General features: G+C 33.8%; 25 protein-coding genes. 3 read left to right on the forward strand and 22 right to left on the reverse strand.

The window, feature by feature from the left end; all coding sequences use genetic code 11:
* The 7 genes from gdhA to gltX form a co-directional block, all read right to left on the reverse strand.
* Nucleotides 1-1,365, reverse strand: coding sequence for an NADP-specific glutamate dehydrogenase (gdhA, locus tag CGEO_RS09190; RefSeq protein WP_075493076.1), 1,365 nt, complete (start codon nucleotides 1,363-1,365; stop codon nucleotides 1-3).
* Complete coding sequence (locus tag CGEO_RS09195) at nucleotides 1,362-2,054, reverse strand: MqnA/MqnD/SBP family protein (RefSeq protein WP_075493075.1); 693 nt, start codon at nucleotides 2,052-2,054, stop codon at nucleotides 1,362-1,364. The genes gdhA and CGEO_RS09195 overlap by 4 nt, the downstream gene beginning before the upstream one ends.
* A gap of 121 nt (nucleotides 2,055-2,175) precedes the next feature.
* On the reverse strand, nucleotides 2,176-2,514 hold the full coding sequence (locus tag CGEO_RS09200) for a hypothetical protein (protein WP_075540026.1): 339 nt from the start codon (nucleotides 2,512-2,514) through the stop codon (nucleotides 2,176-2,178).
* An 11-nt stretch (nucleotides 2,515-2,525) separates the two neighbouring features.
* Complete coding sequence (gene upp / locus CGEO_RS09205; RefSeq protein ID WP_075493073.1) at nucleotides 2,526-3,164, reverse strand: uracil phosphoribosyltransferase; 639 nt, start codon at nucleotides 3,162-3,164, stop codon at nucleotides 2,526-2,528.
* Nucleotides 3,165-3,191: 27 nt separating this feature from the next.
* A complete protein-coding gene (locus CGEO_RS09210) occupies nucleotides 3,192-4,625 on the reverse strand; it encodes a nicotinate phosphoribosyltransferase (protein ID WP_075493072.1) in 1,434 nt (477 codons plus the stop codon).
* A 777-nt stretch (nucleotides 4,626-5,402) separates the two neighbouring features.
* A complete protein-coding gene (locus tag CGEO_RS09215; RefSeq protein ID WP_075493071.1) occupies nucleotides 5,403-6,656 on the reverse strand; it encodes a malic enzyme-like NAD(P)-binding protein in 1,254 nt (417 codons plus the stop codon).
* Between the two features lie 16 nt (nucleotides 6,657-6,672).
* Nucleotides 6,673-8,046, reverse strand: a complete 1,374-nt coding sequence (gene gltX / locus CGEO_RS09220; protein ID WP_075531178.1) for a glutamate--tRNA ligase — start codon at nucleotides 8,044-8,046, stop codon at nucleotides 6,673-6,675.
* An 89-nt stretch (nucleotides 8,047-8,135) separates the two neighbouring features.
* On the opposite strand from gltX, the gene CGEO_RS09225 reads away from it, so the two are divergent.
* Entirely contained in the window at nucleotides 8,136-9,005 is an 870-nt protein-coding gene (locus CGEO_RS09225; RefSeq protein WP_075493069.1) for a peptidylprolyl isomerase, read from the forward strand.
* On the opposite strand, the gene CGEO_RS09230 is transcribed toward CGEO_RS09225, so the two are convergent.
* The 12 genes from CGEO_RS09230 to CGEO_RS09285 all read right to left on the reverse strand — a co-directional run bounded on the left by CGEO_RS09230 (nucleotide 8,955) and on the right by CGEO_RS09285 (nucleotide 19,948).
* Nucleotides 8,955-9,413 (reverse strand): hypothetical protein, encoded by a 459-nt coding sequence (locus CGEO_RS09230; RefSeq protein WP_075493068.1) that lies wholly within the window; start codon nucleotides 9,411-9,413, stop codon nucleotides 8,955-8,957. The genes CGEO_RS09225 and CGEO_RS09230 overlap by 51 nt on opposite strands.
* A 719-nt stretch (nucleotides 9,414-10,132) precedes the next feature.
* A complete protein-coding gene (locus tag CGEO_RS09235; RefSeq protein WP_075540025.1) occupies nucleotides 10,133-11,470 on the reverse strand; it encodes an acetyl-CoA carboxylase biotin carboxylase subunit in 1,338 nt (445 codons plus the stop codon).
* Nucleotides 11,470-11,925 (reverse strand): acetyl-CoA carboxylase biotin carboxyl carrier protein, encoded by a 456-nt coding sequence (gene accB / locus CGEO_RS09240; protein ID WP_075493213.1) that lies wholly within the window; start codon nucleotides 11,923-11,925, stop codon nucleotides 11,470-11,472. Before accB ends, CGEO_RS09235 begins: the two co-directional genes overlap by 1 nt.
* An 80-nt stretch (nucleotides 11,926-12,005) precedes the next feature.
* The gene (locus CGEO_RS09245) at nucleotides 12,006-12,500 is read right to left on the reverse strand and encodes a flavodoxin family protein (RefSeq protein WP_075493066.1); all 495 of its coding nucleotides are present in this window, start codon (nucleotides 12,498-12,500) and stop codon (nucleotides 12,006-12,008) included.
* A gap of 15 nt (nucleotides 12,501-12,515) precedes the next feature.
* Nucleotides 12,516-13,751, reverse strand: coding sequence for a radical SAM protein (locus CGEO_RS09250; RefSeq protein WP_075540024.1), 1,236 nt, complete (start codon nucleotides 13,749-13,751; stop codon nucleotides 12,516-12,518).
* Between the two features lie 8 nt (nucleotides 13,752-13,759).
* Nucleotides 13,760-14,389 carry a hypothetical protein gene (locus tag CGEO_RS09255; protein ID WP_075540023.1) on the reverse strand — a complete coding sequence of 210 codons (630 nt, stop codon included), beginning with the start codon at nucleotides 14,387-14,389 and terminating at the stop codon, nucleotides 13,760-13,762.
* Nucleotides 14,386-15,183: an ABC transporter substrate-binding protein gene (locus CGEO_RS09260; RefSeq protein ID WP_075493063.1), complete on the reverse strand. Its 798-nt coding sequence runs from the start codon at nucleotides 15,181-15,183 to the stop codon at nucleotides 14,386-14,388. Before CGEO_RS09260 ends, CGEO_RS09255 begins: the two co-directional genes overlap by 4 nt.
* Nucleotides 15,184-15,192: 9 nt before the next feature.
* A complete protein-coding gene (locus tag CGEO_RS09265; RefSeq protein ID WP_075493062.1) occupies nucleotides 15,193-15,960 on the reverse strand; it encodes an ABC transporter ATP-binding protein in 768 nt (255 codons plus the stop codon).
* Between the two features lies 1 nt (nucleotide 15,961).
* Complete coding sequence (locus CGEO_RS09270) at nucleotides 15,962-16,936, reverse strand: FecCD family ABC transporter permease (RefSeq protein WP_075493061.1); 975 nt, start codon at nucleotides 16,934-16,936, stop codon at nucleotides 15,962-15,964.
* Nucleotides 16,926-18,914 (reverse strand): TonB-dependent receptor, encoded by a 1,989-nt coding sequence (locus CGEO_RS09275; protein ID WP_075540022.1) that lies wholly within the window; start codon nucleotides 18,912-18,914, stop codon nucleotides 16,926-16,928. Before CGEO_RS09275 ends, CGEO_RS09270 begins: the two co-directional genes overlap by 11 nt.
* Before the next feature lie 9 nt (nucleotides 18,915-18,923).
* Complete coding sequence (locus tag CGEO_RS09280; RefSeq protein ID WP_075493059.1) at nucleotides 18,924-19,313, reverse strand: ExbD/TolR family protein; 390 nt, start codon at nucleotides 19,311-19,313, stop codon at nucleotides 18,924-18,926.
* A gap of 23 nt (nucleotides 19,314-19,336) precedes the next feature.
* Entirely contained in the window at nucleotides 19,337-19,948 is a 612-nt protein-coding gene (locus CGEO_RS09285) for a MotA/TolQ/ExbB proton channel family protein (RefSeq protein ID WP_075540021.1), read from the reverse strand.
* 163 nt (nucleotides 19,949-20,111) lie between these two features.
* Between CGEO_RS09285 and hutX the strand changes: the two genes are divergently transcribed.
* Complete coding sequence (hutX, locus tag CGEO_RS09290) at nucleotides 20,112-20,606, forward strand: heme utilization cystosolic carrier protein HutX (RefSeq protein WP_075531182.1); 495 nt, start codon at nucleotides 20,112-20,114, stop codon at nucleotides 20,604-20,606.
* Nucleotides 20,607-20,801: 195 nt separating this feature from the next.
* On the opposite strand, the gene CGEO_RS09295 is transcribed toward hutX, so the two are convergent.
* The 3 genes from CGEO_RS09295 to CGEO_RS09305 all read right to left on the reverse strand — a co-directional run bounded on the left by CGEO_RS09295 (nucleotide 20,802) and on the right by CGEO_RS09305 (nucleotide 23,956).
* A complete protein-coding gene (locus CGEO_RS09295; RefSeq protein WP_075531183.1) occupies nucleotides 20,802-21,686 on the reverse strand; it encodes a GNAT family N-acetyltransferase in 885 nt (294 codons plus the stop codon).
* A gap of 102 nt (nucleotides 21,687-21,788) precedes the next feature.
* The gene (locus tag CGEO_RS09300; protein WP_075540020.1) at nucleotides 21,789-22,343 is read right to left on the reverse strand and encodes a hypothetical protein; all 555 of its coding nucleotides are present in this window, start codon (nucleotides 22,341-22,343) and stop codon (nucleotides 21,789-21,791) included.
* Nucleotides 22,344-22,393: 50 nt separating this feature from the next.
* Nucleotides 22,394-23,956, reverse strand: a complete 1,563-nt coding sequence (locus tag CGEO_RS09305; protein WP_075540019.1) for an ATP-binding cassette domain-containing protein — start codon at nucleotides 23,954-23,956, stop codon at nucleotides 22,394-22,396.
* A gap of 157 nt (nucleotides 23,957-24,113) precedes the next feature.
* Between CGEO_RS09305 and dcd the strand changes: the two genes are divergently transcribed.
* Entirely contained in the window at nucleotides 24,114-24,674 is a 561-nt protein-coding gene (gene dcd / locus CGEO_RS09310; RefSeq protein WP_075493053.1) for a dCTP deaminase, read from the forward strand.
* Nucleotides 24,675-25,097: the final 423 nt, after the last annotated feature.

The raw sequence follows: 25,097 nt of genomic DNA on the forward strand, positions 1-25,097 counted from the left end.
CTACACATATCCTTGATCTATCATCGCATCAGCAACTTTTCTAAATCCAGCGATATTTGCGCCAAGAACTAAGTTGCCTTCATCTCCAAATTCCACAGAAGTATCATAACTAACTTTAAAAATATGTCTCATGATATCGTGAAGTTTTCCATCAACCTCTTCAAAACTCCAGCTCGCCATGCCTGCATTTTGCGCCATTTCTAAGCCGCTAGTTGCAACACCGCCTGCATTTGCAGCTTTTGCTGGACCAAACAAGAAGTCTTTTTTGCTTAACATAAACTCAATCGCCTCAAGCGTACTTGGCATATTTGCACCCTCACAAACCAGACGGCAACCGTTGCCATAAAGCGTTGTTATATCTTCTAAATTTAGCTCATTTTGCGTAGCACTTGGGAAAGCCGCGTCACATGGAACGTCCCAAACACCATTTCTTCCCTCTTCATACGCGCTCACTGGGGTAAATACTGCATTTTTACGCTCTTTAACATACTCTTTCAACCCAACACGCTCAACCTCTTTTAAGCGTTTTAAAAGCGCAACATCCACGCCCTCTTTATCATAAATATATCCAGTAGAATCGCTAACTGTGATAGGCAACGCGCCAAAATCATATAGTTTTTCAGCTGTATAAATAGCAACATTTCCAGAGCCACTTATACTACATTTTTTGCCCTCCAAATCAGCACCTTTTTTTGCCAACATCTCAGCTGCAAAATAAACCGAACCATATCCTGTTGCTTCTGTTCTTGCCAAACTTCCGCCCCAGCTTAAACCTTTACCAGTCAAAGCTCCATCAAAGCGGTTTGTTAGCTTTTTATACTGACCAAACATATATCCAATCTCACGTCCGCCAACGCCGATATCGCCAGCTGGAACATCTTTAACATCGCCTATAAGTTTGAAAAGCTCATTCATAAATGACTGACAAAATCTCATAATTTCGCCATCACTTTTGCCCTTAGGGTCAAAATTTGCTCCACCTTTTCCAGCGCCGATGTTTAGTCCTGTTAATGAGTTTTTAAAAATTTGCTCAAATCCAAGGAATTTTAAAACATCTAAATTCGCAGTTGGGTGAAATCTCAAACCACCTTTATAAGGTCCGATAGCTGAGTTAAACTCGACTCTATAACCAAAATGAACACACGCTTTTCCAGCATCGTTTATATAAGTCGTGCGAAAAATCGTAGTTCGCTCTGGCATTATAATACGCTCTAAAATGCTGTGTTTTTCATACTTGCCCTCTCGCTCGAAAAGCGGAACTAGGCTAGTTAGAACCTCTGTTGCTGCCTGAAAAAATATAGGCTGACGTGGCGAAATGCGTTTTATGTTGTGCAAAACGCCATTGACATACTCTTTGGTACTCATGTGTTTTCCTTTGTATTGGGGTTGAAATTTAATTGTCTTGCTTTTCGTATGTAAAGATTAAGTGCGAGGCTCTCTTTTTGCCCGATTTTATAAGATATAAATTTAAGATACCACTTGATATCATCTGAGCTAATGCCTCTTGTTTTAGCGTATTTGTTTAGTATGTAGCTTGGGATTTTGATATTTTTTTGTAAGAATTTATTAACTAGTTTTTTATAACTTTCACCACTGTTTGTGTAGCAAAAAACAGCAAAAACAAATGGCAAATTTGTCTTTTGATGCCAAATTTCGCCTAAGTCATAAAATTTATCTTTGCCTTCGTTTAGGTAGTGTTTTAAAGCGCGATCTCCTATGATAACCTCGCCTTTTTTATCAAGAACTCGAGCTAACATGTTTGAAGTCATGGAAGCGCTGTCTAGTTTTGGAGTAGAGTTTTTGCGGACTAAAACGCTTTTTACGCTAGTTTTAGCCACTATGCCCATATTTAGTTTTTTGTATTTGCTTCGTCTACTTTCTATGCTCGATATGACTGCTGCGTCTATTTTTCTGTTATATAGCGCGCGATTTAAGAGGCTTGGAACGCCTTTTTTAAACTCAATAGTTTTTTTGACATAGCTAGGAAGTGAGTATTTTTTTAAAAAAATGTGAAATGGTAGTAAATTTAGATAGTCAATTTTTCCAAAAATCATCTTTTTCCTTTCAACGAGTTTGTATTATACAAAAAAAATTATAAATTTTTATAAAATGACATAAAAGTTTCAAATTTATTTTGATTTTTAGCTAGCCATGAGTTTGGCTAGCTAAATTTAGTTATTTGATTATATCTACGTTGATTGGTTTACCTTTTACCAGCTCGACAATTCCGTAGTTTTCTTTAAAGTGAATGCTCACACCATCTTCATTTTCAAGATAAATTCCACTTCCAGATGGAGCTCTTTTTAACTTATAAACCGCATCGGAGTTATCTGCTAAAGTAGCGCTCTCCCAGTTATCGCTGCTTCTAAGCTCTAAAGTAAGATCGTATGGACCAACAAAATTTATAACATCCTCTTTGACAACAGCTTGCTGTGTTGGCTCTTTTGGCGCATTTTGATACGAACAACCAGCAACAAACAAAGCAACCGCAACAAAAAAAATAACTTTTTTCATACTTTACTCCTTTAATTTAATGTGTTAAAAACTCTATCTCCAGCATCGCCTAGTCCAGGAACGATATAGCCTTTTTCATCTAATCCATCATCTATATTTGCCACGTAAACTTCAACATCTGGATAAACTTTGGCAAATCTTTCTAGCCCTTCAGGCGCTGCGATAATAGAGATAAATTTAATATCCTTAACCCCTTTTTCGCGTAAAAACTTCACACTATCAATCGCTGTTCCACCAGTTGCAAACATAGGGTCAATTATTATAGCGGTTCTTTCTTTATAATCTTTTGGCAATTTTGCGTAAAAAAACTCAGCTTCTAAACTCTTTTCATTTCGCTGAAAGCCCAAAAAGCCAACACTTGCATCTGGAATCAGCTTAAAAACCGCATCAAGCATACCTAAAGCCGCTCGTAAAATCGGACAAATCATAATCTTGCAACCAAGCTTTTCGCCCTTTGTTTTAGCAACAGGAGTTGTTATATCAACTGTTTTTAGCTTCAAATCGCTACTTGCCTCAAAAAGCATTAAGTAGCTAATCTCATCGATTAGCATCCTAAACTGAAACGGATCAGTTCTAACATCCCTTAAAATCGAAAGCTTATGCTTAATTAGAGGGTGCGAAATTTGTTTTATGTTTGGTAAATTTTGCATATTTTTTCCTTATAATTTAGTTTAAATTTATATTTTAGTTCTATATTCTTGTAGTAAATTTTCTCTTATTTCCCACAGTTTTTGCGATAAATCTACTTTATAGCTTTGCGGGTTTATGTTTCTTAAATGCTCATCCCAAAAACTCGCTTTTTCTTCTTGATGGAATTTAGCTATCTCTTTCACGCTTCGTTTTTTTCCAACAAATTTGCCATCTATAAAAAGCGGCTCAAGCAGTTTTTTAGCATAAAAATTCTTCACTAAACGCCTTTTATAGGTATAAAGTGGGTGAAAAATTTCAAACTCTTTGCTCTCATCGATAACCTCATCATCAGTCGTTATCAAATCCGCCAAAGCCTTGTTCGTATCTTTATCATAAAGGCGGTAAATTTGTTTAAAACCGGGGTTATTTATCTTTCTAGGATCGTTTGAAATCTTTATCTTTGGCTCGATTTTTCCATCTTTTTGAGTCGCGGCTAGTTTATAAACTCCACCCAAACTTGGATGGTCATACGATGTGATTAACTTCGTGCCAACTCCCCAGTTATCAATCTTTGCGCCTAAGTTTTTAAGATGTTCGATTGAGTATTCATCTAAGTCATTTGAGCCTGTGATTTTAGCATTTTTAAATCCAGCCTCATCTAACATCACTCTTGCTTGTTTTGACAGATACTCCAAATCTCCAGAATCAATGCGAATTCCTACCGGCTCATGCCCAGCTTCTCTAAGCTCTTTAAAAACAGTTATCGCATTTATCACGCCACTTTGAAGCACATCGTAAGTATCGACTAACAAAACGGTCGCATCTGGATAGTTTCTCGCATACGCACGAAACGCCTCAAGCTCGCTATCAAAGCTTTGAATCCACGAGTGAGAGTGCGTTCCAAGCACGCTTAGTCCAAACATCTTGCCAGCTAGCACATTTGATGTGCCAGCGCAACCTGCTATAACAGAAGCTCGCGAGCCATAAACTCCAGCATCTTTTTCTTGCGCACGTCGCAGTCCAAACTCCATAACAGGGTCATTTACGGCACTTCTTACAACGCGAGATGCTTTTGTTGCGATTAAGGTTTGGAAATTTATCATTGATAAAATCGCAGTTTCGATTAGCTGGGCTTCGATGATTTTAGCTCTTACGCGCACTAACGGCTCGTGCGCAAAAACTATGCTTCCCTCTTTTATAGCGTAAATCTCACCGCTGAATTTAAAATTTTCAAGATAGTTTAAAAACTCATCGTCAAAGAAATTTAGGCTTTTTAAATACTCAATATCGCTTTTGCTAAATTTTAAACCACTTATATACTCAACCACAGAATCAATCCCACAAAGCACCGCATAAGCACCACCACATGGGTGTTTTCTAAAATACATATCAAAAACAGCCACTTGCTCTTTTTTCTCTCTAAAATACCCTTGCATCATACTTAGTTGATAAAAATCCGTAAGCAACGCCAAATCTTGCATACTCAAATCTCTTTTTGTTAAATTTAGTAGAATTTTACGATAAGTATGCTTTAAATTTGTGTAAATTTGAACTATTCTTGGTTTTTATTAAATTTTATGCAAAAGTTTTGGCGTTTTGGCGCATTTTTGCTTTATTATAAATTTATATTTACATAAAAAATAAAAATGATAAAAATCTAGTAAATGTTATTCGGCGCGCTTAAAAACGGTGCTGGTTAGAGAGTTGTTTAAAAAATGAAAAAATGGCTAATGAATTTAAATACCAAATTTAAACAACAAAGCGTTGCAAAATAAAATGATAAAATTATCTTTAAAAATTTATATGATAAAACGTTTAGCTCACTAAATCTAAAGGCCGAAATTTAGCCAAAACGCAGCTTTTAAAAGATAAATTTCAAAGATATTAACTTAAATTTAAGATAAAAGCTATCAAGATACATCTCAAACTACGACTTGAAAAGATATAAATTTAAAGAAAAATGGCGTTAAATTTGAGAAATTAAACAAAAAATGTAGAATTTAAACTTTAAATTTGCAAGCATAAACAACTATAAATTTAAAGAAAAGTTAAGTCAAATTAAGCACTAGTTTATTTTAATAAAACGAACCGAACTAAAAATAAAAGTTAAAAATCTAAATTTCAACTATTTCGAACAAACTAAAATCAAATAAGCTATAAAATAGTTCTAAATTTCAAAACCCAGCGCTAAATTTATCAAATCGCTAAATTTATTAAATTTGCAAGAAAAAGGAGGCTAAATTTGCCCCCTGAATTTACTATCTTTTTTCTAAACTTTTCTTATACTCTTTTGCATCAAAGCTATCAACTCTTGCTACGCCATCATCAAAAGCAGCCTTTGCGACCGCTGTTGAAACCACGCCCAAAACTCTTTTATCAAAAGGATTTGGGATGATGTATTCTATGCCAAATTTGATATCTTTGGCTCCTAAAGCCTCGCAAACTTCAGCTGGAACTGGCTCTTTTGCTAGAGCTGCTAGAGCTTTTGCCGCTGCCATTTTCATATTTTCAGTTATCTTTTTAGCTCTTACATCAAGCGCGCCACGAAAGATATATGGAAAACCAAGCACGTTATTTACTTGATTTGGATAATCGCTTCTTCCAGTTCCTATCATCGCATCATCTCTGACCTCTTTAATCTCTTCTGGATAAATTTCTGGAACTGGGTTTGCAAGTGCGAAAATTATCGGATAAGGCGCCATAGTTTTTATCATCTCTTTGGTTAAAACGCCAGGTTTGCTAAGTCCAAGAAACATATCTGCACCATTTATCGCATCTGCCATAGTTCTTGCATCTGTATCGCTGGCAAACTCTAGTTTTTCTTTGGTTAAATTTTCTCTTTTTGAGTGGATTACACCTTTTGAATCTACCATCAAAATATGCTCCACACCAAGAGCTCTATACATTCTAGCGCACGCTATACCAGCCGCACCACTTCCGCTAACAACGATTTTTATATCTTTGATTTTTTTGCCACTTATCTCAAGTGCGTTTATTAGCCCCGCCGTTGTTATAATCGCAGTTCCATGCTGATCATCGTGCATAACAGGTATATTTACCGCTTCTTGAAGCTCTTTTTCTATCTCAAAGCACTTTGGAGCTTTAATATCTTCTAAATTTATACCACCAAAAGTAACAGAAATCGCCTTGCAAATCTCAACAATTTTTTTTGGATCGCTTTCGTTTATCTCGATATCAAAGGCATCAACATTTGCAAATTTTTTAAACAAAACAGATTTGCCCTCCATAACTGGCTTACTAGCCGCCGCGCCGATATCGCCAAGTCCCAAAACAGCACTTCCATCGCTGATAACTGCTACTAAATTTGCTTTATTTGTATATTTATAAGCTGCTTGCGGATCTGCTTCGATTTCTTTGCAAGGCTCAGCAACGCCTGGGCTATAGGCTAGCGTTAAGTCTTTTGCCGTTTTAACTGGAGTTTTAACATCTATGCCAATCTTTCCGCCAATGTGATAGTCTAACGCCTCTTCTTTGGTGTATTTTATAGTCATATCTTGATTTACCTTTTTATTTATTTATTAATTTTTCTATTCTTTCTTTAACTTCTTTGCTTCCTAGAATTTCTATAACTTCAAAGATAGATGGACTCACACTTGTCCCAGTTATAGCCACTCTTAAAGGTTGAGCCAAATCTTTTAACTTAGCTTCGTTTTCTTCTAAAAATTTAATGGTTTTTTCTTCATATCCAGATGCGTTTAAATCCTCATCTAAAATTTCGCTAAATTTTGCAAGCAAGTTTAGACTATTTTCATTAATAAATTTTTTATAGGCTTTTTCATCATATTCTTTTGGCTTATTTAATAAAGCTTTTGCAGAATTTGCCATCTCAACTAGCGTTTTGCTTCTCTCTCTTAACGAATCAACCAAAAGTTTAGCGTGTTTTATCTCTTTTAAATTTAGTCCAAAGTGCTTTAACTCATCAACTAGCCTTTCAAAGCTAACGGTTTTTATATAGTGCGAGTTTAGCCACTCTAGTTTGCTTTGATTAAAGGTGCTAGCAGATTTACTAAGATGAGTTGGATCAAAGAGTTTTTTCATCTCATCCATAGAAAAAATCTCATCATCGCCATGACTCCAACCAAGTCTAACTAAGAAATTTAAAAGCGCTTCACTTAGATAACCCATCTTTTTATACTCCATAACATCGGTTGCGCCATGCCTTTTAGAGAGCTTTTGACCATCGCTTCCGTTTATCATAGCAACGTGGTAAAATTTTGGCACTTTAAAGCCAAGCGCTTCGTATAAAACTATCTGTTTTGGAGTATTTGAAAGGTGATCGTCGCCTCTTATGACATCAGTTACGCCCATTAGCGCATCATCAATTACAACGGTAAAATTATAAGTTGGAGTTCCATCACTTCTTGCTATTATAAAATCATCTAATATATCTGCACAGTTAAATTTAATCTCGCCTTTAACGCCATCATTAAACTCAATCACGCCATCAAGAGGAGCTTTTATGCGGACAACTGGCTCAATTCCTTCTGGTGGCATGCCATTAAATTCTCGGTATCTGCCATCGTATTTTGGTCGCTGTTTTGCCGCTTCTTGCTCTTTTCTTAAAGCATCAAGCTCATCTTTGCTCATATAGCATTTATACGCTTTGCCCTCATCTAGGAGCTTTTGAACATACTCTTTGTATAAATCAAATCTAGAACTTTGATAAACCATCTCACCATCAAAATCAAGTTTGCACCATTTAAACGCCTCTACTATCGCTTCAGCCGCCTCTTTTGAGTTTCGTTTTAAGTCTGTATCTTCTATGCGAAGTAAAAACTTGCCACCATTTGCCCTTGCATAAAGGTAGTTATAAAGTGCTGTTCTAAGCCCACCGATGTGAAGATATCCTGTTGGTGAAGGTGCAAATCGAGTTACAATCATATTTTTCCTTTTTTGAGCCAAATTTACATATTATGTGATATAATTAATGCCGTATTATAATCCAGCAAAGCTTAAAATAAAGGTTTTTTATGAAGAAAAGATTGGTTTTTGTATCGTTTTTGCTTAGCTTTAGCTTAGCTCAAGCAAGTATGGTAAACTGGGTTGTTGCCTTAGTAAACAACCAACCTATAACAAATTATGAAGTATTTGACACTATGAAAAAAATCGGCGGAAATGAACGAAATGCCATTGAATTTTTAATAAAAGAGAAGCTTCAAATAGCAGAGATTAAAAAAAGAGATATCACAGCCTCTCCATACGAAGTTACCCAAAGGATAGAGCAAACCGCGCAAAAAAACGGTATGAGTGTTGATGAGTTTAAAAGCAACCTTGCAAAAGAAGGCATAAACTACACTCATTTTAGAGAAGAGATAGCAAAAAGCATAAAAGATCAAAAATTTTACGAGTCTATTTTCGCAAGAGTAGACAACAGGATAACTCCTCAAAACGTAGAGCAATACTACAAGCAAAATATCGCTAGATTTACCACATTTGACTCAGTAAATGTAACAAGATACGCAGATAAAAACAGAGCTAAAATAGAAGAGCTGCTAGCTGGTAAAAAACCAAAAAATTTATATTCTCAAAAGGTTAAAATCCCAAGAAAAGGGCTAAGCGAGCAAACTGCTTATGTTTTTGCAAGCATAAAAGATGGCGGTTTTACACCCATAGTTCACAACCCGCAAGGATACTTTGAGGTATTTAGGATAGATTCTAAAGTAGGATTAAACCAGCTAAGTTTTGAAGAAGCACAAAATATGGCGATAAATGAATTTGTCCAAAAAGAGCGAAGAAAAGCAGTAGATGAATACTTCGAAAAGCTAAGAGCTGAAGCTGTGGTGCAGTTTTTACCTGTTAAACAACCTCTTGTAAATAGCGATAAAAAACCAAATAAATAAATTTATAAAAGCAGATGTTAGAACAGAAAAAAGCGTTATTAAAAAATCGTTCGTTCTAACATCGCTGTCTAAATTTAGACCATTTGAAAACACAAACAAAACTAAGAAAAAAACCACGATAAAAAGTATAAATTTCAAAACCTTTGTGTTGTGAAGTTTGGCGTTAAAATCTTTTTTATAAAACCTATCCCAAACTGCGTCGATTAAAATAAATCCATAGCTAAGCCCAAGATAAAATGAGAGTATAAAACTAGCTGGAGCGATGAGCTTTCTAAGCGCAAACTCGCTTTTAAAAAGCAAAACCAAAAAGTCATAAACTAAATTTAAAACCGCGCCAAATTCATAAAACATCATAACAAACAAACATATGCCAACTACAAAAGATAGCGCTGTTTTTAGGTGTTTCATAAAACCTCTTTTTGATATTTTAGCAAAGTTAATGATATCATAAAAATGTGATTTTTTAATTTAAATACCAAATTTGAAATAGTTAATTATCTAAAATTTATAATAAATTTGTTAAATTTTACGCTTGATATCTGAAAATTTGTTAGTTTGTGATAAACAAATCGTTGTTTAAAACTTTTTTTATACACCCGTTTCGTGTGTTTTGAATAAGTTGTGATAAAAATCGTTATTTAAAAATGATAAAAAGATTAAATTTGAATGTTGCGTTGCAAGATTATCAAATTTGCTAATAAAATAAGAGTAACCACCCTTCTAAATAAAACATTATTTTTAAACAAACCGTAGGTTAGCCTGCTCGGGCGGATGAGTTTATAAATATATTGTTTAAAAACAGGTATTTATGGTCGATGCTATGCAAAAGCTAAAAACCAATATCGTTTAAAGATAAATGCGCGAACTGCTTATCATAGCAAGCTTTGATAAAATAAATGCTATAAAACTCAGCCATATTCTAATCATCATAAGCTATATTATCAGCTTTTAGTTGCGATAAAGAAAATTTTGTTTTAAACCTATTTAGCGATTTCTAACATAGTGTTAGTTAGATAAAATGAATTTATCCAAACTATGTAATTTTTTTAAAAAGCAGCCACACTGCCAACTTTTTATAAATAAATTTTTAAGGTCGCTTCCGCCCAAATTTGAACGGAAGCAAATTCTTAATAATGCTTTGAAAGGTAGTTTGTATCGTAGTTGTTGTTTATAAAATCATCATTTTCCATCATAGTTTTATGGAAATTTGTTGTGGTTTTAATCCCCTGTATGATTAGCTCATCAAGCGCTACTTTCATCTTTCTTATAGCTTTATCTCTAGTTTGAGCGTGAACTACAAGTTTTCCTATCATACTATCATAGTATGGCGGAACGCTGTAATCTTGATAGATGTGCGAGTCCATTCTAACATTTCGCCCACCAGGAGCGATGTAACGAGTGATTTTACCAGGACTTGGAACGAAGCTTTTTGGATCTTCAGCTGTGATACGACACTCGATAGCATGACCGTTTAGTATGATTTCATCTTGCTCTAAAAGTTTCTCGCCTTGCGCTACTCTTATCATCCATTCTATTATATCGATACCACTTATCATCTCGCTTACACAATGCTCAACTTGAAGCCTTGTGTTCATCTCGATAAAATAAAAGTCATTTGTAGTCTTATCATATAAAAACTCAAATGTTCCAGCACCAGAATACCCTATAGCTTTAGCCGCTTTAACTGCTGTGTCGTGAAGCTTTTCTCTAGTTTTTTCATCTAGTAAAACCGCCGGGCTTTCTTCTATAAGTTTTTGGTGACGACGTTGCATAGAGCAGTCTCTTTCGCCTACGTGAACGACATTTCCATAATTATCTCCGATGATTTGAACTTCGATGTGGCGTGGAGATAGGATGTATTTTTCCATATACATAGTTCCATCGCCAAATGCTGATATAGCCTCGCTTTCAGCCGACCAGAAATTCTTTTCTAAATCCTCTTCTTGATAAACCACGCGCATACCGCGCCCACCACCACCAGCTGCGGCTTTTATGATGACTGGGTAGCCTATTTGTGCTGCTAGTTTTCTAGCCTCTTCTATATCTTTTAGCGCACCATCGCTTCCTGGAACTACAGGAACTCCAGCTCTCATCATAAAGCTTTTTGCCTTACTTTTATCGCTCATTAACGCCATAGCAGAAACGCTAGGTCCTATAAATTTGATATTTTCTTTTTCACAAATTTCAACAAAAGTCTGGTTCTCGCTTAAAAATCCATACCCTGGAAAAATCGCGTCTGCTTCGCTGATTTGCGCTGCTGTCATAATCGCAGGGATATTTAGATAACTATCACTACTTCTTGGTGGTCCTATACAGATACTTGCATCAGCATATCTTACATACAAAGCATCTTTATCCGCCGTAGAGTAAATTACTATCGCCTCTTTTCCCATCTCTTGGATGGTTCTAAGAGCTCGAAGTGCGATTTCTCCGCGGTTTGCTATTAAAACTCTTTTGATTTCCATTATATCTTCTCCACCTCAACTAGTGGCATTCCAAACTCAACTGGTTGCCCATCAGCAACTAAAATCGAAGTGATTTTGCAGTCAAACTCTGCTTCGATTTCATTCATTATCTTCATCGCTTCGATAATACCTATAACAGAGCCTTTTCTAACTGTTTGCCCAACTTTTACAAATGGCGCAGCTCCCGGAGTTGGCGCCATATAAAATGTTCCAACCATAGGTGAATCTATGCTATCTTTTTTAACGCTAGCTGGCGCAGCGCTTACTGTTTTGTCATTTACTACTAAATTTATAGGTGCTTGAGGAGCTGGCGTCGGGCACATCTCTGGTGTAAATTCTGGCACTTCAGAATACTTCTCCAACTCTATTTCAAATTCATCTTCTTTTATTCTTAGTCTGTTGATTCCAGTATCTTCGAAAAATTTCATAAGATCTTTAATCTCTTCTTTTTTCATCATTTTACTCCAATTTTGAAATTTTCTTAACACATGATATTATCAAAAATATCCAAAATTTACTATAAATTTATGCTATTTTACCTAAATTTAGCAAAAGCCTTAACTGCATTTTTTAAATCATTCTCATCTGGATGGCTTGCAGCCTCACTCCATCTTGCCTCTCTTTTTGGCTCGATAGTCTGACCTGAGTTTTGCGCTATTTGCTTCATTTTTTCGATAAGTTTTGGATCAATCGCTCCTTGAGAACAAAAAATTTCCTCTACCAAATTTGAGTTTTTTTCAAAAAAATCTCTAGCTCTAGCCTTGCATTTATCCGCATGTTGCGAGTTAGGCTCAGCTCCAAGAGTGAAAAATATACCAACTTTTTTATCTTTTATCTTTATAGCGATATCCTTTGCCTTTTGGCTCATTAAGCCTTTATCTACAAAAAAGCCAAAGATTACGCGCTCATAATCATCTAAATTTAGCTTTTCATCTATGCCCTTAATATCGCAATTTAGGCTAGAAGCTATCGCATTTGCTACTTTTTTTGTATTTCCTGTGAGTGAGTCATAAAGGACTAAATTTTTCACGCTTTTTCCTTTTGTTTAACTTGCTTTTTTTAATTTTTCTATGAAATAATCTTTTGCTAGCTCTATAGCTTCCCACGCTATAGAATTTCCCCAAAAAACGCCATCAGCGCTAAATTTTATCACGCCATTTTCTATTTTTACATAGCCTTTTTTCTCACAAGCTTTAAAAAACTCTTCTATTTTTTCAAAGGTTGTTTTATCTAAAAAGCTTTTGATTTGCGTAATTGAAATTTTATCATACTGAAATAAATTTGAGTATATGTTAAAATTTAGTTGAATTTGGCTAGTTTTTGACACAACTTGCATATTTTGTCTTGGCGTAAATATGCTATATAACCCAACTCTTCCACCAGCTCCAACGCCGATTGGCAAGATATCTGTGCCTTTGTGCGAGAGTTTTATATAAAGATATCTGTCGCGGTTTTTGCGGTTGATTTTAGTATATTCAAGTAGTTCATACTCATCTTTTAACAAGCTTGTTAAAAAGGCGTTGTGAAGCTTATAATCAGTTTGTAAATCATAGTAGTTTTCATCGTATTGTTTAGAAAAAATCGAGCCTTCTTGAAACTGAAGCGAGTAAAAGCTGGAGCTATCGATTTTTAAACTCTTAAGCACTTTAGCATCTTCTAAAACCTCTTGTATGCTCTGCTTTGGATAGTTATAAATAATATCGGTGCAAACTAGCCCACCAAAACTCTCTTTTATCATCGCTAGTTTATCAATCGCGCTTTTTTTATCGCCTATACGGTTTAAAATCTTCCTGCCTCTTGTCGAAAAAGTCTGAATTCCAATGCTATAGCGATTAACGCCTAGAGCATGCATAAGCTCGATTTTGTTTTGAGTTAGGTTATGAAGCGTGGTTTCAAAACTAAACTCAACATCTTTATCAAGGCTAAAGCTTTTGTTTATCGCATTTAAAATTTGCTCTAAATGTCGCTGTTTTAAAATCGTTGGCGTCCCGCCGCCAAAATATACACTTTTAAAAATTTTTGTTTTTATGTATGGAAATTTAGCATAATAATCAATCTCTTTTAACAAGAATTTCACATACTCATCAAGCTCATCATCAAGCTTTGTTCTGTGCAGGTTACAAAACGAGCAGATGTTATCGCAAAATGGGATATGAAAGTATATAACGCCCTCTTTATCTTCGCATTCGTTTTGCAAAAAACTTTCTAGCTCATCTTTACTCGCCATAACAGGCTTTTCAAGCGCTTCTCTGTGATGACCTTTTACTCTTTGTTTAAACATAATCTTCCTTAATTTAACTCAAACACGAACGGCTTTACTATCGTGCAACTTGATACTTTTTTATCTAAAACTACGATTTCAAGCGCTTTAGTTAGCCTAACTGCTTCATCTTTAAAAATTTGGTTATCGCCTAAAACTTTTATAATCTCAACCTTGCCATTATCTAGTCTAAAGCTAACATCGACTCTAAATTTGCCCTTAATTCTTAGCATTGTTGCTTTTTTAGGAAATTTATAGTTTTGTTTTGGGTTTAAAACTTTAAAGCCTTCATTTTCTTTGCACACATCGCTAATTGCGTTATTTAGCGATGATGTTTGTTTAAATTTTGACTCTTGTTTTATCTCTTTTAAAGCTATTTTTTTAACTTTTTTGCTGCTTGATTTTTTTGTATTTTTAGTTTTAGTGATATTTTCTACTTCATTTACAACTTTTTGCTCTAGTTTTTGCTCTTTTTCATCGCCTTCGTTTGGCTTATTTATACTTATTTCATCGCTAGTTTCTATTTTAGATATTTCATTTATAGTTATTTTTATCATTTCTTTAGCTATCTCTTCGCCTTTTAAACTACTATTTATGTTAAAAAATGGTAGAAAAAGTAAAGCTAAATTTAGCGCCAAAGAGATGATAAAAAATTTCATTTTACAAATTCTTTATGCAGCTTTTCTATCTCATCAACGACTCTTGGAGTTCCGCGTAGTAAAGACGCTGAGTTTACGATGATGATTTTGCCATTTTTAGCAGCATTAGTATGTTTTAAAACTGGATTTTGTTTTAAAAAGTCCTCCACCTTTGGAACACCGACAATTACCATAAAATCAGGGTTTTCTTCGATTAAAAACTCGCTTGTTACTATAGGAGTTTTGCCATCTAGTTTATCGGCTAAATTTTTAACTCCTATAAATTTAAAAATATCTCCTGGCAAAGTATCTTTTCCAAAAGCCATCAAATTTGCAGTCGCGTAGAAAAATATCGCCTTTTTTTCGCTTAATTTTGTCTTATCAAGACTATCTAGTCTGGTTTGAAAACTCTCAATTAGCTTTTTTGCCTCATCTTCTTTATGACAAATCTCTCCGACGATTTTAATACTTTTAAAGATATTTTTTATACTATCATTTGGCGTTTCAATGTGCTTTATGCCAAATCTATCCAAATCATCTAAAATCTCTTTAGAGTGAAAACTAGTTATAACCATTTCTGGATCAAGCTCAACAATTTTTTCTAAATTTGCTTTTATATAAGTGCCAACTGTTGGGAGTTTATCCGTTTTTTCCTTTGGCCAAATTTCGCTACTTGTGGTTTTGGCGATTGCCGATATTTTATCTTCGCAACCTAACATATAAAATATCTCAACGCTAGCTGGGTTTAAAACCACAAATCCTTTAGCAAACAAACTTGCAAAACCAAAAAGCATAAAAATAACAATCTTTTTCATAAATTTCTCCTATAATGGAACTACGACCGCTCTGTTTTCGTGATGTAAAATCTCACACTCTAAGTCATAAATTTCTTTTAATATATCTTTTTTTAAAAGCTCGTTTGGAGCGCCTTTGTATGCTACTTCGCCATCTTTTATCATCAAAATTTCATCGCAAAAAAGAGAGGCTAAATTTAAATCATGCAGTATCACAACGCCGATTATATTTCGTTTTTTGATAATACTTTTGCAAATTTTTAAAATTTGAACTCCATAGTTTAAATCAAGCGCACTAGTTGGCTCATCAAGAAGCAAAATCTTTGGCGCACTTACCAAAGCTCTTGCTAAAATCACTCTTTGAAACTCGCCACCGCTTAAAGAAAACGCAATCCGCCCTTTGAATTTTTCTAAATCCAACAGCTTTATAACCTCATCAACTGCTTCATAATCCTCTTTTGAGTATCCAGCAAATGAGCTTTGAAGGTTTGAATACCGCCCCATCAAAATAATATCTTCAACCAAAAGCGGCATCGCTAAAGCGCTTTTTTGCGGGACAAAACCTATGATTTTACTTAGCTCTTTTAGGCTGTATTCTTTAGCCATTTTATTTTCTATATTTATAATGCCTGATTTTGGCTTGTAAATTTGAAGTATGTTTTTCAAAAGCGTACTTTTACCACAGCCATTTGGACCTAAAATCCCTATAAATTCGCCCTTTAAAGCTTCTAAAGATATGTTATTTAAAATATTTTTTTTGCCAAATCCAAATTCAAGTTTTTTTACATCTAAACTCATCTTAACGCCTTGTTTGAAGTGCTAAAAATAGAAAAAATGGTGCACCAAAAAATGCCGTAACAACGCCGATTGGCACTTCTGTCGGAGCTAAAATCGTCTTTCCAACACCATCGCAAAGCAAGAGAAAAAGCCCACCGATAACTGCTGAAAATGGTATGATAATGGCATTATCTGAAGTTTTAAAAAGAAGCCTTATGGCGTGCGGGATAATCAGCCCCACAAAGCCTATCATTCCAGTAAACGCAACGCTAAAACTAACAGCAAGTGCTGAAACAACAAGCAAGCGTTTTTTAAGCTTTTCTACATCAACACCAAGGCTTTTTGCCTCCTCATCGCCACTTAAAAGTATATTTAACTCATATCTTTTTGAGTAAAAATAGACCATAGTTATACAAAGCGGAACTATTACAAGAGCGATTTTTGTCCATGAAGCAGAGCCGATATATCCCATCATCCACGCAACTATCTTAAAGCTATCCTCTCCTATCATATAGGTTGCAAACGATGTAAAAGCTCCTAAAAATGATGAAAAAGCAATGCCTATGATAAGCAAGGTTGCGATACTTCTAGCCTTTGTATACATTTTAAAAATAACTAAAGAAAGCACCGCTGAAGCTAAAAATGCAAACGCACCATAAAAAATATCTGGAAGTTTTAAAAAGTATGCAACAACAGCTCCAAAAGTCGCGGCTGAGGCGATTCCTATGATGTATGGATCTGCTACTGGGTTTAAAAACACACTTTGAGTTACAACTCCACTCGTTGCTAAAAGCATTCCAATTAAAAATGCCATGATGATTCGCGGCAAGCGAATTTCAAGCAAGATTATCTCTTGAGAGTGAGTTATATCTCCACTAAAAAGCCCTAAAACCTCTTTTATACCGATATTTGCGCCACCTATTGATATAGAAAATATAGCAACAAAAAGGCTAACTAGCATAAAAATTAAAAGAATTTGTCTGTTTTTAGAAGTCATATTTCAACTCAACATATAAATTTCTACCATCACCTACATAAAATGAGTCTTTTTTATAATCTGCTGATGTAAAATACTCTTTATCAAACACATTATTTACGCCACCAGTGACTGTAAAGCCCTTGTTTTTGTATCTAACTCCAACATCGCTTATGCTATAAGCTGGTAATTTTTCATTTGACGTGTTTCTTTGATCTCCATAAAATTTAGAATCAGCAAAAATAGTAAAATTTTTATTTATATCATAATCAACACCCAAAACAACTTTGTATTTTGCGACATTTGGCACGACCGAGCCAGCTGCGTATCCGCTTGTGCCGGATTTTTTTATCTTTGTATCTGTGTAAGTAAAACTTTGAGATAGTCTTAAACTATCATCTAACAAAGCCTGCTCACTATAAATTTCAAAACCTTTTCTTTGAGTTTCGCCTATGTTTACTTGAGTCCAGTAAGTTGGCGGTTTTCCTATCGTACTAATCTCATTTTTACTATTTGTATAAAACAAAGTTGCACTAAAATACTGCCCAAAGACAAGATCTTTTATACCAACCTCATAAGTTTTATAAGTTTCTGGCTCTATGTTACTTGGATAATACCCCAACCTAGCGTCTTTGTTTTGCATTTTGTTTGCACTTGGAGATGTAAAACCTCTTTCAAATTTAACATAAACATTTCCACTGTCTGAATACTTGTAATTTGGCATGATTTCAAAGGCGTAGTTGTTTTCATCTTTTGATATATCAGCCTTGGTTGTTTTGCCTTTTGCTTTATCAAATATCGCAGCAGGCGCTATTTTACTAAATGTATTTTTTAGTATTTTATACTCTGCATTTTCAAAACGATAACCAGCGCTTAGCGAAAACTCATCTGTAAAATCAAATTTGTTTATAAAAAAGATTGAATTTGTTGTTTTTGTAGTTGAGCCTTTTGAGATATTTACAAAGCGCATTTTTGGACTCATCATCAAGTCAAACGAACCATCATTTTTGCCTTTGTTGTAGATATAATCATATCCAGTTATGAAATTTCCAAAGCTATAGCTATATTTTAGTTTAGTTCTTGCGCCATATTTTTTATCTGTAAATCTTGATTGAGATGATGGCTTGAATTTAGTATCTTGATAAAATGGCGTAACATTTAGCTCTAGTTTATCGCTCAATTTAGCATTATAATCAACATTTAAATTTGTTAGCTTTATATCAAGTTTGGAGATATTTTTTGTATCCGCATTTCGTCTATTTTCATCAAGCATTGCTCTTGTCGAAGCGTCAGATGAGTATATTTTACCCTTAAAATGAGAAAAATTTGCACTTATTTTTTGCTCTGGCGTGATTTGATACTGCAGACCAAAACTCCCATACGCCCCACGATTTTTATCGCCTTGTCTGTAACCGTCTGTGTTGTTAGTATAAAAACTACTTTTTAAAAAAAGATTTTCACTAACTAGCCCACCTATGTTAAACCTAGCGTTAGTTGAGCCGCTTTGTGAGTATTTTGTAGCGACATTTGCATAGAAATTTTGTGGTATTGTTTTGGTTATGATATTTATCACCCCGCCTTGAGTGCCACTTCCATACAAAACCGCCCCGCCACCAGGTATGATTTCAATGCGCTCTACATCATCAAGAGAAAACGCATCAAGTGGCGTAGCGCTGTGAGTGCTATCTGTCATGTTCATAGATACGCCATTTACCATAACTTGAACGTTTGTGTTGGCTCTGTTTCCCTGCCCACGCATATCAATAGCCCAACCTAACGCCATCTTTTGCAAGCTGATTCCAGGAGCACGCTCTAAAAGCTCATTTAAGTCGCTATCGCTTCTTTTTTCTATATCATCTTTTGTGATGATATTTACATTTTTTACCTCATTTAAGATATTATCTTCAAAACCTGTTGTTGATATCACACTCTCATCAAGCCTTGTATCAGCATAAATTATGCCAATCAAGGCAAAACTGAGCAAAACAGCCTTGCGCATTTTTCTCCTTTAATTCTTTTTTTCTATATCTAAATTTATATTTGAAATTTGGTTTTCTTTTAGAACTGTTATTAAATTTATAATACTTGCATAACTATGGCTTTTATCCGCGCTTAAATGAACGCTTTTAAAAGCATTTAAATTTAGCGAGGGCAAAGTTTGGTTTAACTCATCAAAGCTTAGCTTAATCGGCTCATTATCATTTATAACAACAGACACAACTTCGCTTAAATCATAATAAATTCTAGCCGTTGCATTATCATCAACCTCAAATTTAGCGCTACTTTTTGGCAAATTTACATCAAAACTCTCGCTTTTTTTGAAAGTGGTTGTAAGCATAAAAAATATCAGCAACATAAAAATCACATCTATTAAATTTATAATAGAAATTTCTTGCAAACTGCGCCTTTTACGAGCTCTTCTCACTGTTTTTTAAACCTTTTTATAAGAAGCATCTCAAGCCTATCCAAATCTTTTATAAGTGAGTCATTTTTTTTACCAATCACAACATGAATCACAAGCACAGGAATCGCAACTAAAAGCCCAAAAGCAGTTGTGTAAAGCGCTTGCGAGATTCCATCTGCAACTACACTTGCACCCTCTAACTCGCCTAAAGCTCCAAACGATTTTATCATACCAACAATCGTGCCTAAAAGCCCAAGCTGTGGCGCTGCTCCAACACAAATTCCTAAAACCCAACTGCCCTTTTCAAAACCAGATATCTCATCATCTATCGCAACTTCGATGTTGTATTTCAACTCATCTTTGTCCAAATTGCAATCATTTTTAGAAAAATTTAGGCTTTTGATTGTTGCTTTTGCAAGTGGATTTTTATAGTGCTTGCAAAAATTTATAACCTCATCTTCATCGCAATTACCTATGAGATTTGTTAACTCTAGTTTAAATTTAGTCGTAGAATCTCTTGATATAAAACTATAGTAATATATCTTTTCTAATGCTATCGCAAGTGCTATAATGGCAAGGCAAAATATCGGCCACATAAATACTCCACCTGCTTGCATATAGTGCAACATCGACTCTCCTAGATAATTTTGATAATGATTTTTGAAATTATAGTATTCAAAACCTTAATCCAGAATAAATTCATTTTATTTATATGCTTATATATTTATTAATCTTTTTTTTATATATTTTTAAATACAATTATCAAAATCGTTTTAATAAAGGATATCATAAATGGAAAATCTTGAGAACAAAGTCGCTGAGCTTTTTAAAGATGAAAAAATGTCAGTCTTGCAAGCAGCAAGCCAGCTAAATGTAAATGAGTGCGAAATTTTGCGTTTTAAAAGTTTGGAGGAATTTAAAGAAATTTGCGGTTCACATCTAAGCGAGGTCTTACAAGATATCGCTTCTTGGGGCGAAGTTATGTTTTGCAAGAATACGCCAGAGTTTATAATCGAGTTTAAAACTAAAATTGATGAGGCTAAAAAAGCTAGAGGATATTACAACTTTTGCGGTAAAAGTGGCTTTTTAGGCGGACATTTAAAAGAGGAAGCGGTGGCTTCAATTGGATTTGTAAGCACTAAATTTATGGGGCTTTTAGGGCATAGCATTCATTTTTATAGCGCCAAAAACGAGACAATTTTTAAAATTTATCTAAGCCGTGATGAAAAAAGAGAGCTAGATAAAGCTCAAGTTGAGAAATTTCTTGCGCTAAAAGAGCGTTTTTAACCAAATTTTCATTTGTCTGTTTTAAATTTGCCTGCAAAAGTAGGCAAATTTTATAAATTTATATTTTTTAAAAGCAAAGTGTTAATTTTATTAAATACGTTTATGCAATTATTATATTTGATATTTTAAACTAATATATTTTCTAAAAAATCACTACTAAATTCACATTCTCTAAACTCATTTTTAACTTTTTGACTAATGCTTAAATTCATTTGGCAGTTTTATAAAAGGGGTGAAATTTGCCGAGTTTTCTCTAAAACCAAAGTTTTTTAAAACTACATCCAAACCCTGTTTTTTAGGAACTATAGCCCAAATCGTAGTATGGGAAAACCGTTTTAAAAAGCTTACTAGCAAAGCTTCATAAACTAAGTTATCAGCGTAGTCTTTATGCACCAAAATACTGTTTAAATAAGTCGTAGCAAATGCGTCTCTATCGGTAATCGCTGTGATTATCCCAACACTTTTACCATCAATTTTAGCGATAGCATAGTAGTGATACACTCCACACATTTTATATAGTAAAGTGCTATTTATATCATCAGTGTCAATAAAATTTGAGTTTAATATATCTTTATACTCATCAATGCCAATATCTGGTAGATTTTCTACTATTTCTACATTAATTTTCTTAGATTCAAAACCCAACTCTCTACTTCTACTATATAAATCATAGTTTTTTGATATATTTTCAAAACCAAATTTAGCTAAAAACAAAGCAGCTCCATCGGTTTTGTTTTTAGGCATTATAGTGCGGATTATGGTGTGAGAAAATTTCTTGTTAAACTCTCTTAACAGCGCTCTTGCAACGCCTTTTCTTTGATACTCTTTATGCACAACAACACAATAAAAATAAGCAGTATCAAAACGATCTTTATCACAAGTCGCTTGTAAAATTCCAACCGCTTTATCCCCTATCTTTGCTACTAGGTAGTAATCATAACTTCTAAACATATCATATTCGGCATATGATGGGGTTTGAGATATAATTTCAGGTGTTGTCCAGCCGATACTAAGCATTATCTCATCAAAATCGCTCGGTTTAAAATCAGCTGAATTTTCTATAATCGTTAAATTTTTCATATTTTTCCTTTTATATGCAAGTTGGAAGCGAAGTGCATTCTATCCGTATTTTAGTACTATATGGCAAGTTTTTATGACAAGAGTTTTTTCCATAATGAGAGTTTAAGCGCTAAATTCATAATAAGCTAATTCTTGTTCATTTAACCCAGATGGCGGTATAATGATGTTTTTTAATTTGTCTGTATCTTTAAAAATATTTACTTTAAAACCTTTTGTGTCATATCCAAAATCGGCCAAAATTTTATTTGGATTTTTAATCAAATCGCTCTTAAAACCATCATCTCTTAGTGCTTTTGTTAGGATAGACAATGGCAGTATATTAGATAAATTATCTATTTTACTTAAATTTGATATCTGTTTTTTTAGACTCTCATTATTTATAATGCGATTACTCAAAAACGGGATACTAAAATTCAAACTATCTTCATCTTTTAAATTATAAGCTTGAAAAAATTTATGCTTTGCATCTTCTGGGAATAGCATATAAGGATTATCAAGCACACTTTGCCTGTAAATAGGGCTTGTCCAAATACGCAATAACTCATAGTCAGGAATTTTAGAGTATTTAAAAATATCTAGCATATCTTGGCTACTAGAATAACTATTTGTCGTAAACAACGCTAACGATGCAAACAAAAAACTTTTATTAGTAAGCATGGCTTGCACTCCTTATAGTTTTGATAATCGTTATTATTATATATAAGTGCTTAAATTTTGCTTACTTTTCCATTTTGTATCTTATAAACTTTATCTGCAACTTCAAAGTATCTATCATCATGACTTATCGCAAAAACGCTAACTCCACGCTTTTTTAACAAAGGTAGTATTTGGTTATAAAAATAGTTTCTAAACTCTGGATCTTGGTCAGCCGCAAACTCATCAAGCATCAAAAAGTCTTTTTTCTCTAGCAAAGCTTGCAAAAGTGCTAGTCGTTTTCTCTGCCCTAAAGATAAGTTTAAGCTTGAAAATTTAGCTTTATCATTTTGACAAATCAAGCTAACTTTATCTTGCATTTTCAAAGTATTTAACCAAAACTCAAAAACCTCATCATCCTTTTCTAAAATCTCACCCATAAGGTAAAAATCGCTAAAAACAACGCTCACACTGTTTTGAAAGTCTTTTATCATACTTTCATCAAGCACTTTGTCATCTACTAAAATCTCCCCACTGCTTGGGCGCAAAAGCCCACATAAAAGTAAAAAAAGAGTTGATTTTCCAGAACCATTTTCCCCTACTAAAAACAGGATTTCGCCCTTTTTTATCTCTAAATTTACATCTTTTAAAACAAATTTATCATCATAAGCAAAGCTTATATTTTTAAGCTCTATTTTTTGCCATTTCATCGCATTTGCAACCTGAGAAAAACTCTTTTCATCAAAGCTTATAAGATTTAACTCTTTGATTTTATCTAATGAAATTTTTGCCACTAAAATCGATGGAATCGAAGCTATCATCATCATAAAAGGAGCTCTTAAAAACATCATCGACAAGCAAACAGTCGTAGCTGTTTTAAAGTCGCTAACTCCCATAGCAAGGCACAGATACATCACTATCCCAATGCCTCCTAACATCATAACATTGATAAAATTTCCAGATAAACTTCCATAAATTTCAGCATTTGTGTTGCTAGTTTTTTGCAAATTTGCATTTTGAAAAAACTGCTCTAAGAAGTGATTTGAGCGTTTTTGGTTGATTCTAAGTTCTTTAAATCCACCAAGCAAATCCTCATAATCTTTATAAAGCATATCATCGCTTTGCCTTGAAAGAGTGTAGTTTTTCCTAGCTTTATCTATCAAAAAATAGACAAAAACACCTATAAGACAAAACCAAACTATAACAAAAAGTGATAATTCTTTTGAAAGATATGCAAAGTAAAAAAATGATAAAAACAGCAGTATCGCTCCTTGTAACGCATCGCTTAAACGCATAAAACCGTTTGAAATACTACTTATATCTTTTGAAAGAGAGGCTAAAATTTTAGGCTTTTTCTCATCGAAAATCATCTTGCTATTTATCACTCTCATCACAAAACGCACGCGAAGCTCGTAAACTATGGAGTTATTAATGCTTGCAACGATATATCTTACCACATACGTAGAGAGAAAAAATCCAACCAAAAGTGCTATGAAAAATAAAAGAATTTTATAATCTGCATTTTCTAAACTCAAAATATAACTGTTTATAAAGGCTAAAAGTCCGATATTAAAGGCACTATACAAAAGTGTCAAAGCGAATATAATAATAAATTTGCGTGTATATTTTCTCTTCAAACCTAAATCCTAAAATTAAATTTAGCAATTATAGCAAAATCTAAATTTATATGATAGTTGTTATCAAAATATCAAGAAATTTTGCACTAAAAATGGCTAAAATTTAACTTTTATCTTATATTTGATACAATAAGCAAAAATTTTCTAAGGATACTTTATGGGACTAAAAAGCGATAAATGGATAAGGCAGATGAGCCAAAATGAGGCGATGATAACGCCATTTTGCGAGCAAAACATCGGCAAGGGCGTAGTTAGCTATGGACTTAGTAGCTATGGATATGACATACGAGTAGCAAGAGAGTTTAAAATCTTTACAAACATCGGCGGAACGGTAGTTGACCCAAAGAATTTTGATGAAAAAAATGTCGTGGATTTTACAGGAGATATCTGTATCGTGCCGCCAAATTCATTTGCTTTAGCTAGAACAGTTGAGTACTTTAATATGCCACGAAACGTATTAGCTATCTGCCTTGGCAAAAGCACATACGCAAGGTGCGGAATTATCGTAAATGTTACGCCATTTGAGCCTGGATTTAAAGGGCATATCACAATCGAAATCTCAAACACAACACCACTTCCTGCTAAAATTTACGCAAACGAAGGCATTGCTCAAGTGCTATTTTTAGAAGGTGATGAGCCGTGTGAGGTAAGTTATGCTGATAAAAAAGGCAAATACCAAAGTCAAGAGGGGATAACTTTACCGCGAATTTTAGGCTGAATTTAGTTAAATTTGCCTATAAATTTAACTAAATTTGAATTAAATTTAAAAGTAATTTTAGTTAATTTTAAATTTATTGTTTGCAGTTTAAAATCAAATACATTTTAAGTAAAATTTAGCAAGAAAACTTGCTAAATTTATAAATTCTTTTACAAATACTATAAAATTTATCTAGCCTTAATAATGCTAAACATAGTAAAATTTCATAAAAATATAAAAATTTAAACATAACATCAAAAACTTTAAGATATAAAATTTTGATTTATTATAAATGAGTCTTAAGTATAGTTTAAATTTAAAGATATAAAACTAAATAATAGCTCTTTAAAGTTAGAAATTTATAGACAAATCAGATGAAATTAATAAGCTTGTCAAACTATATCTTAATTTTAAAAAACAAATTTTCACTTATGAGTTTACGAA

This window comes from Campylobacter geochelonis, from assembly GCF_013201685.1.
GTDB classification, from domain to species: domain Bacteria; phylum Campylobacterota; class Campylobacteria; order Campylobacterales; family Campylobacteraceae; genus Campylobacter_B; species Campylobacter_B geochelonis.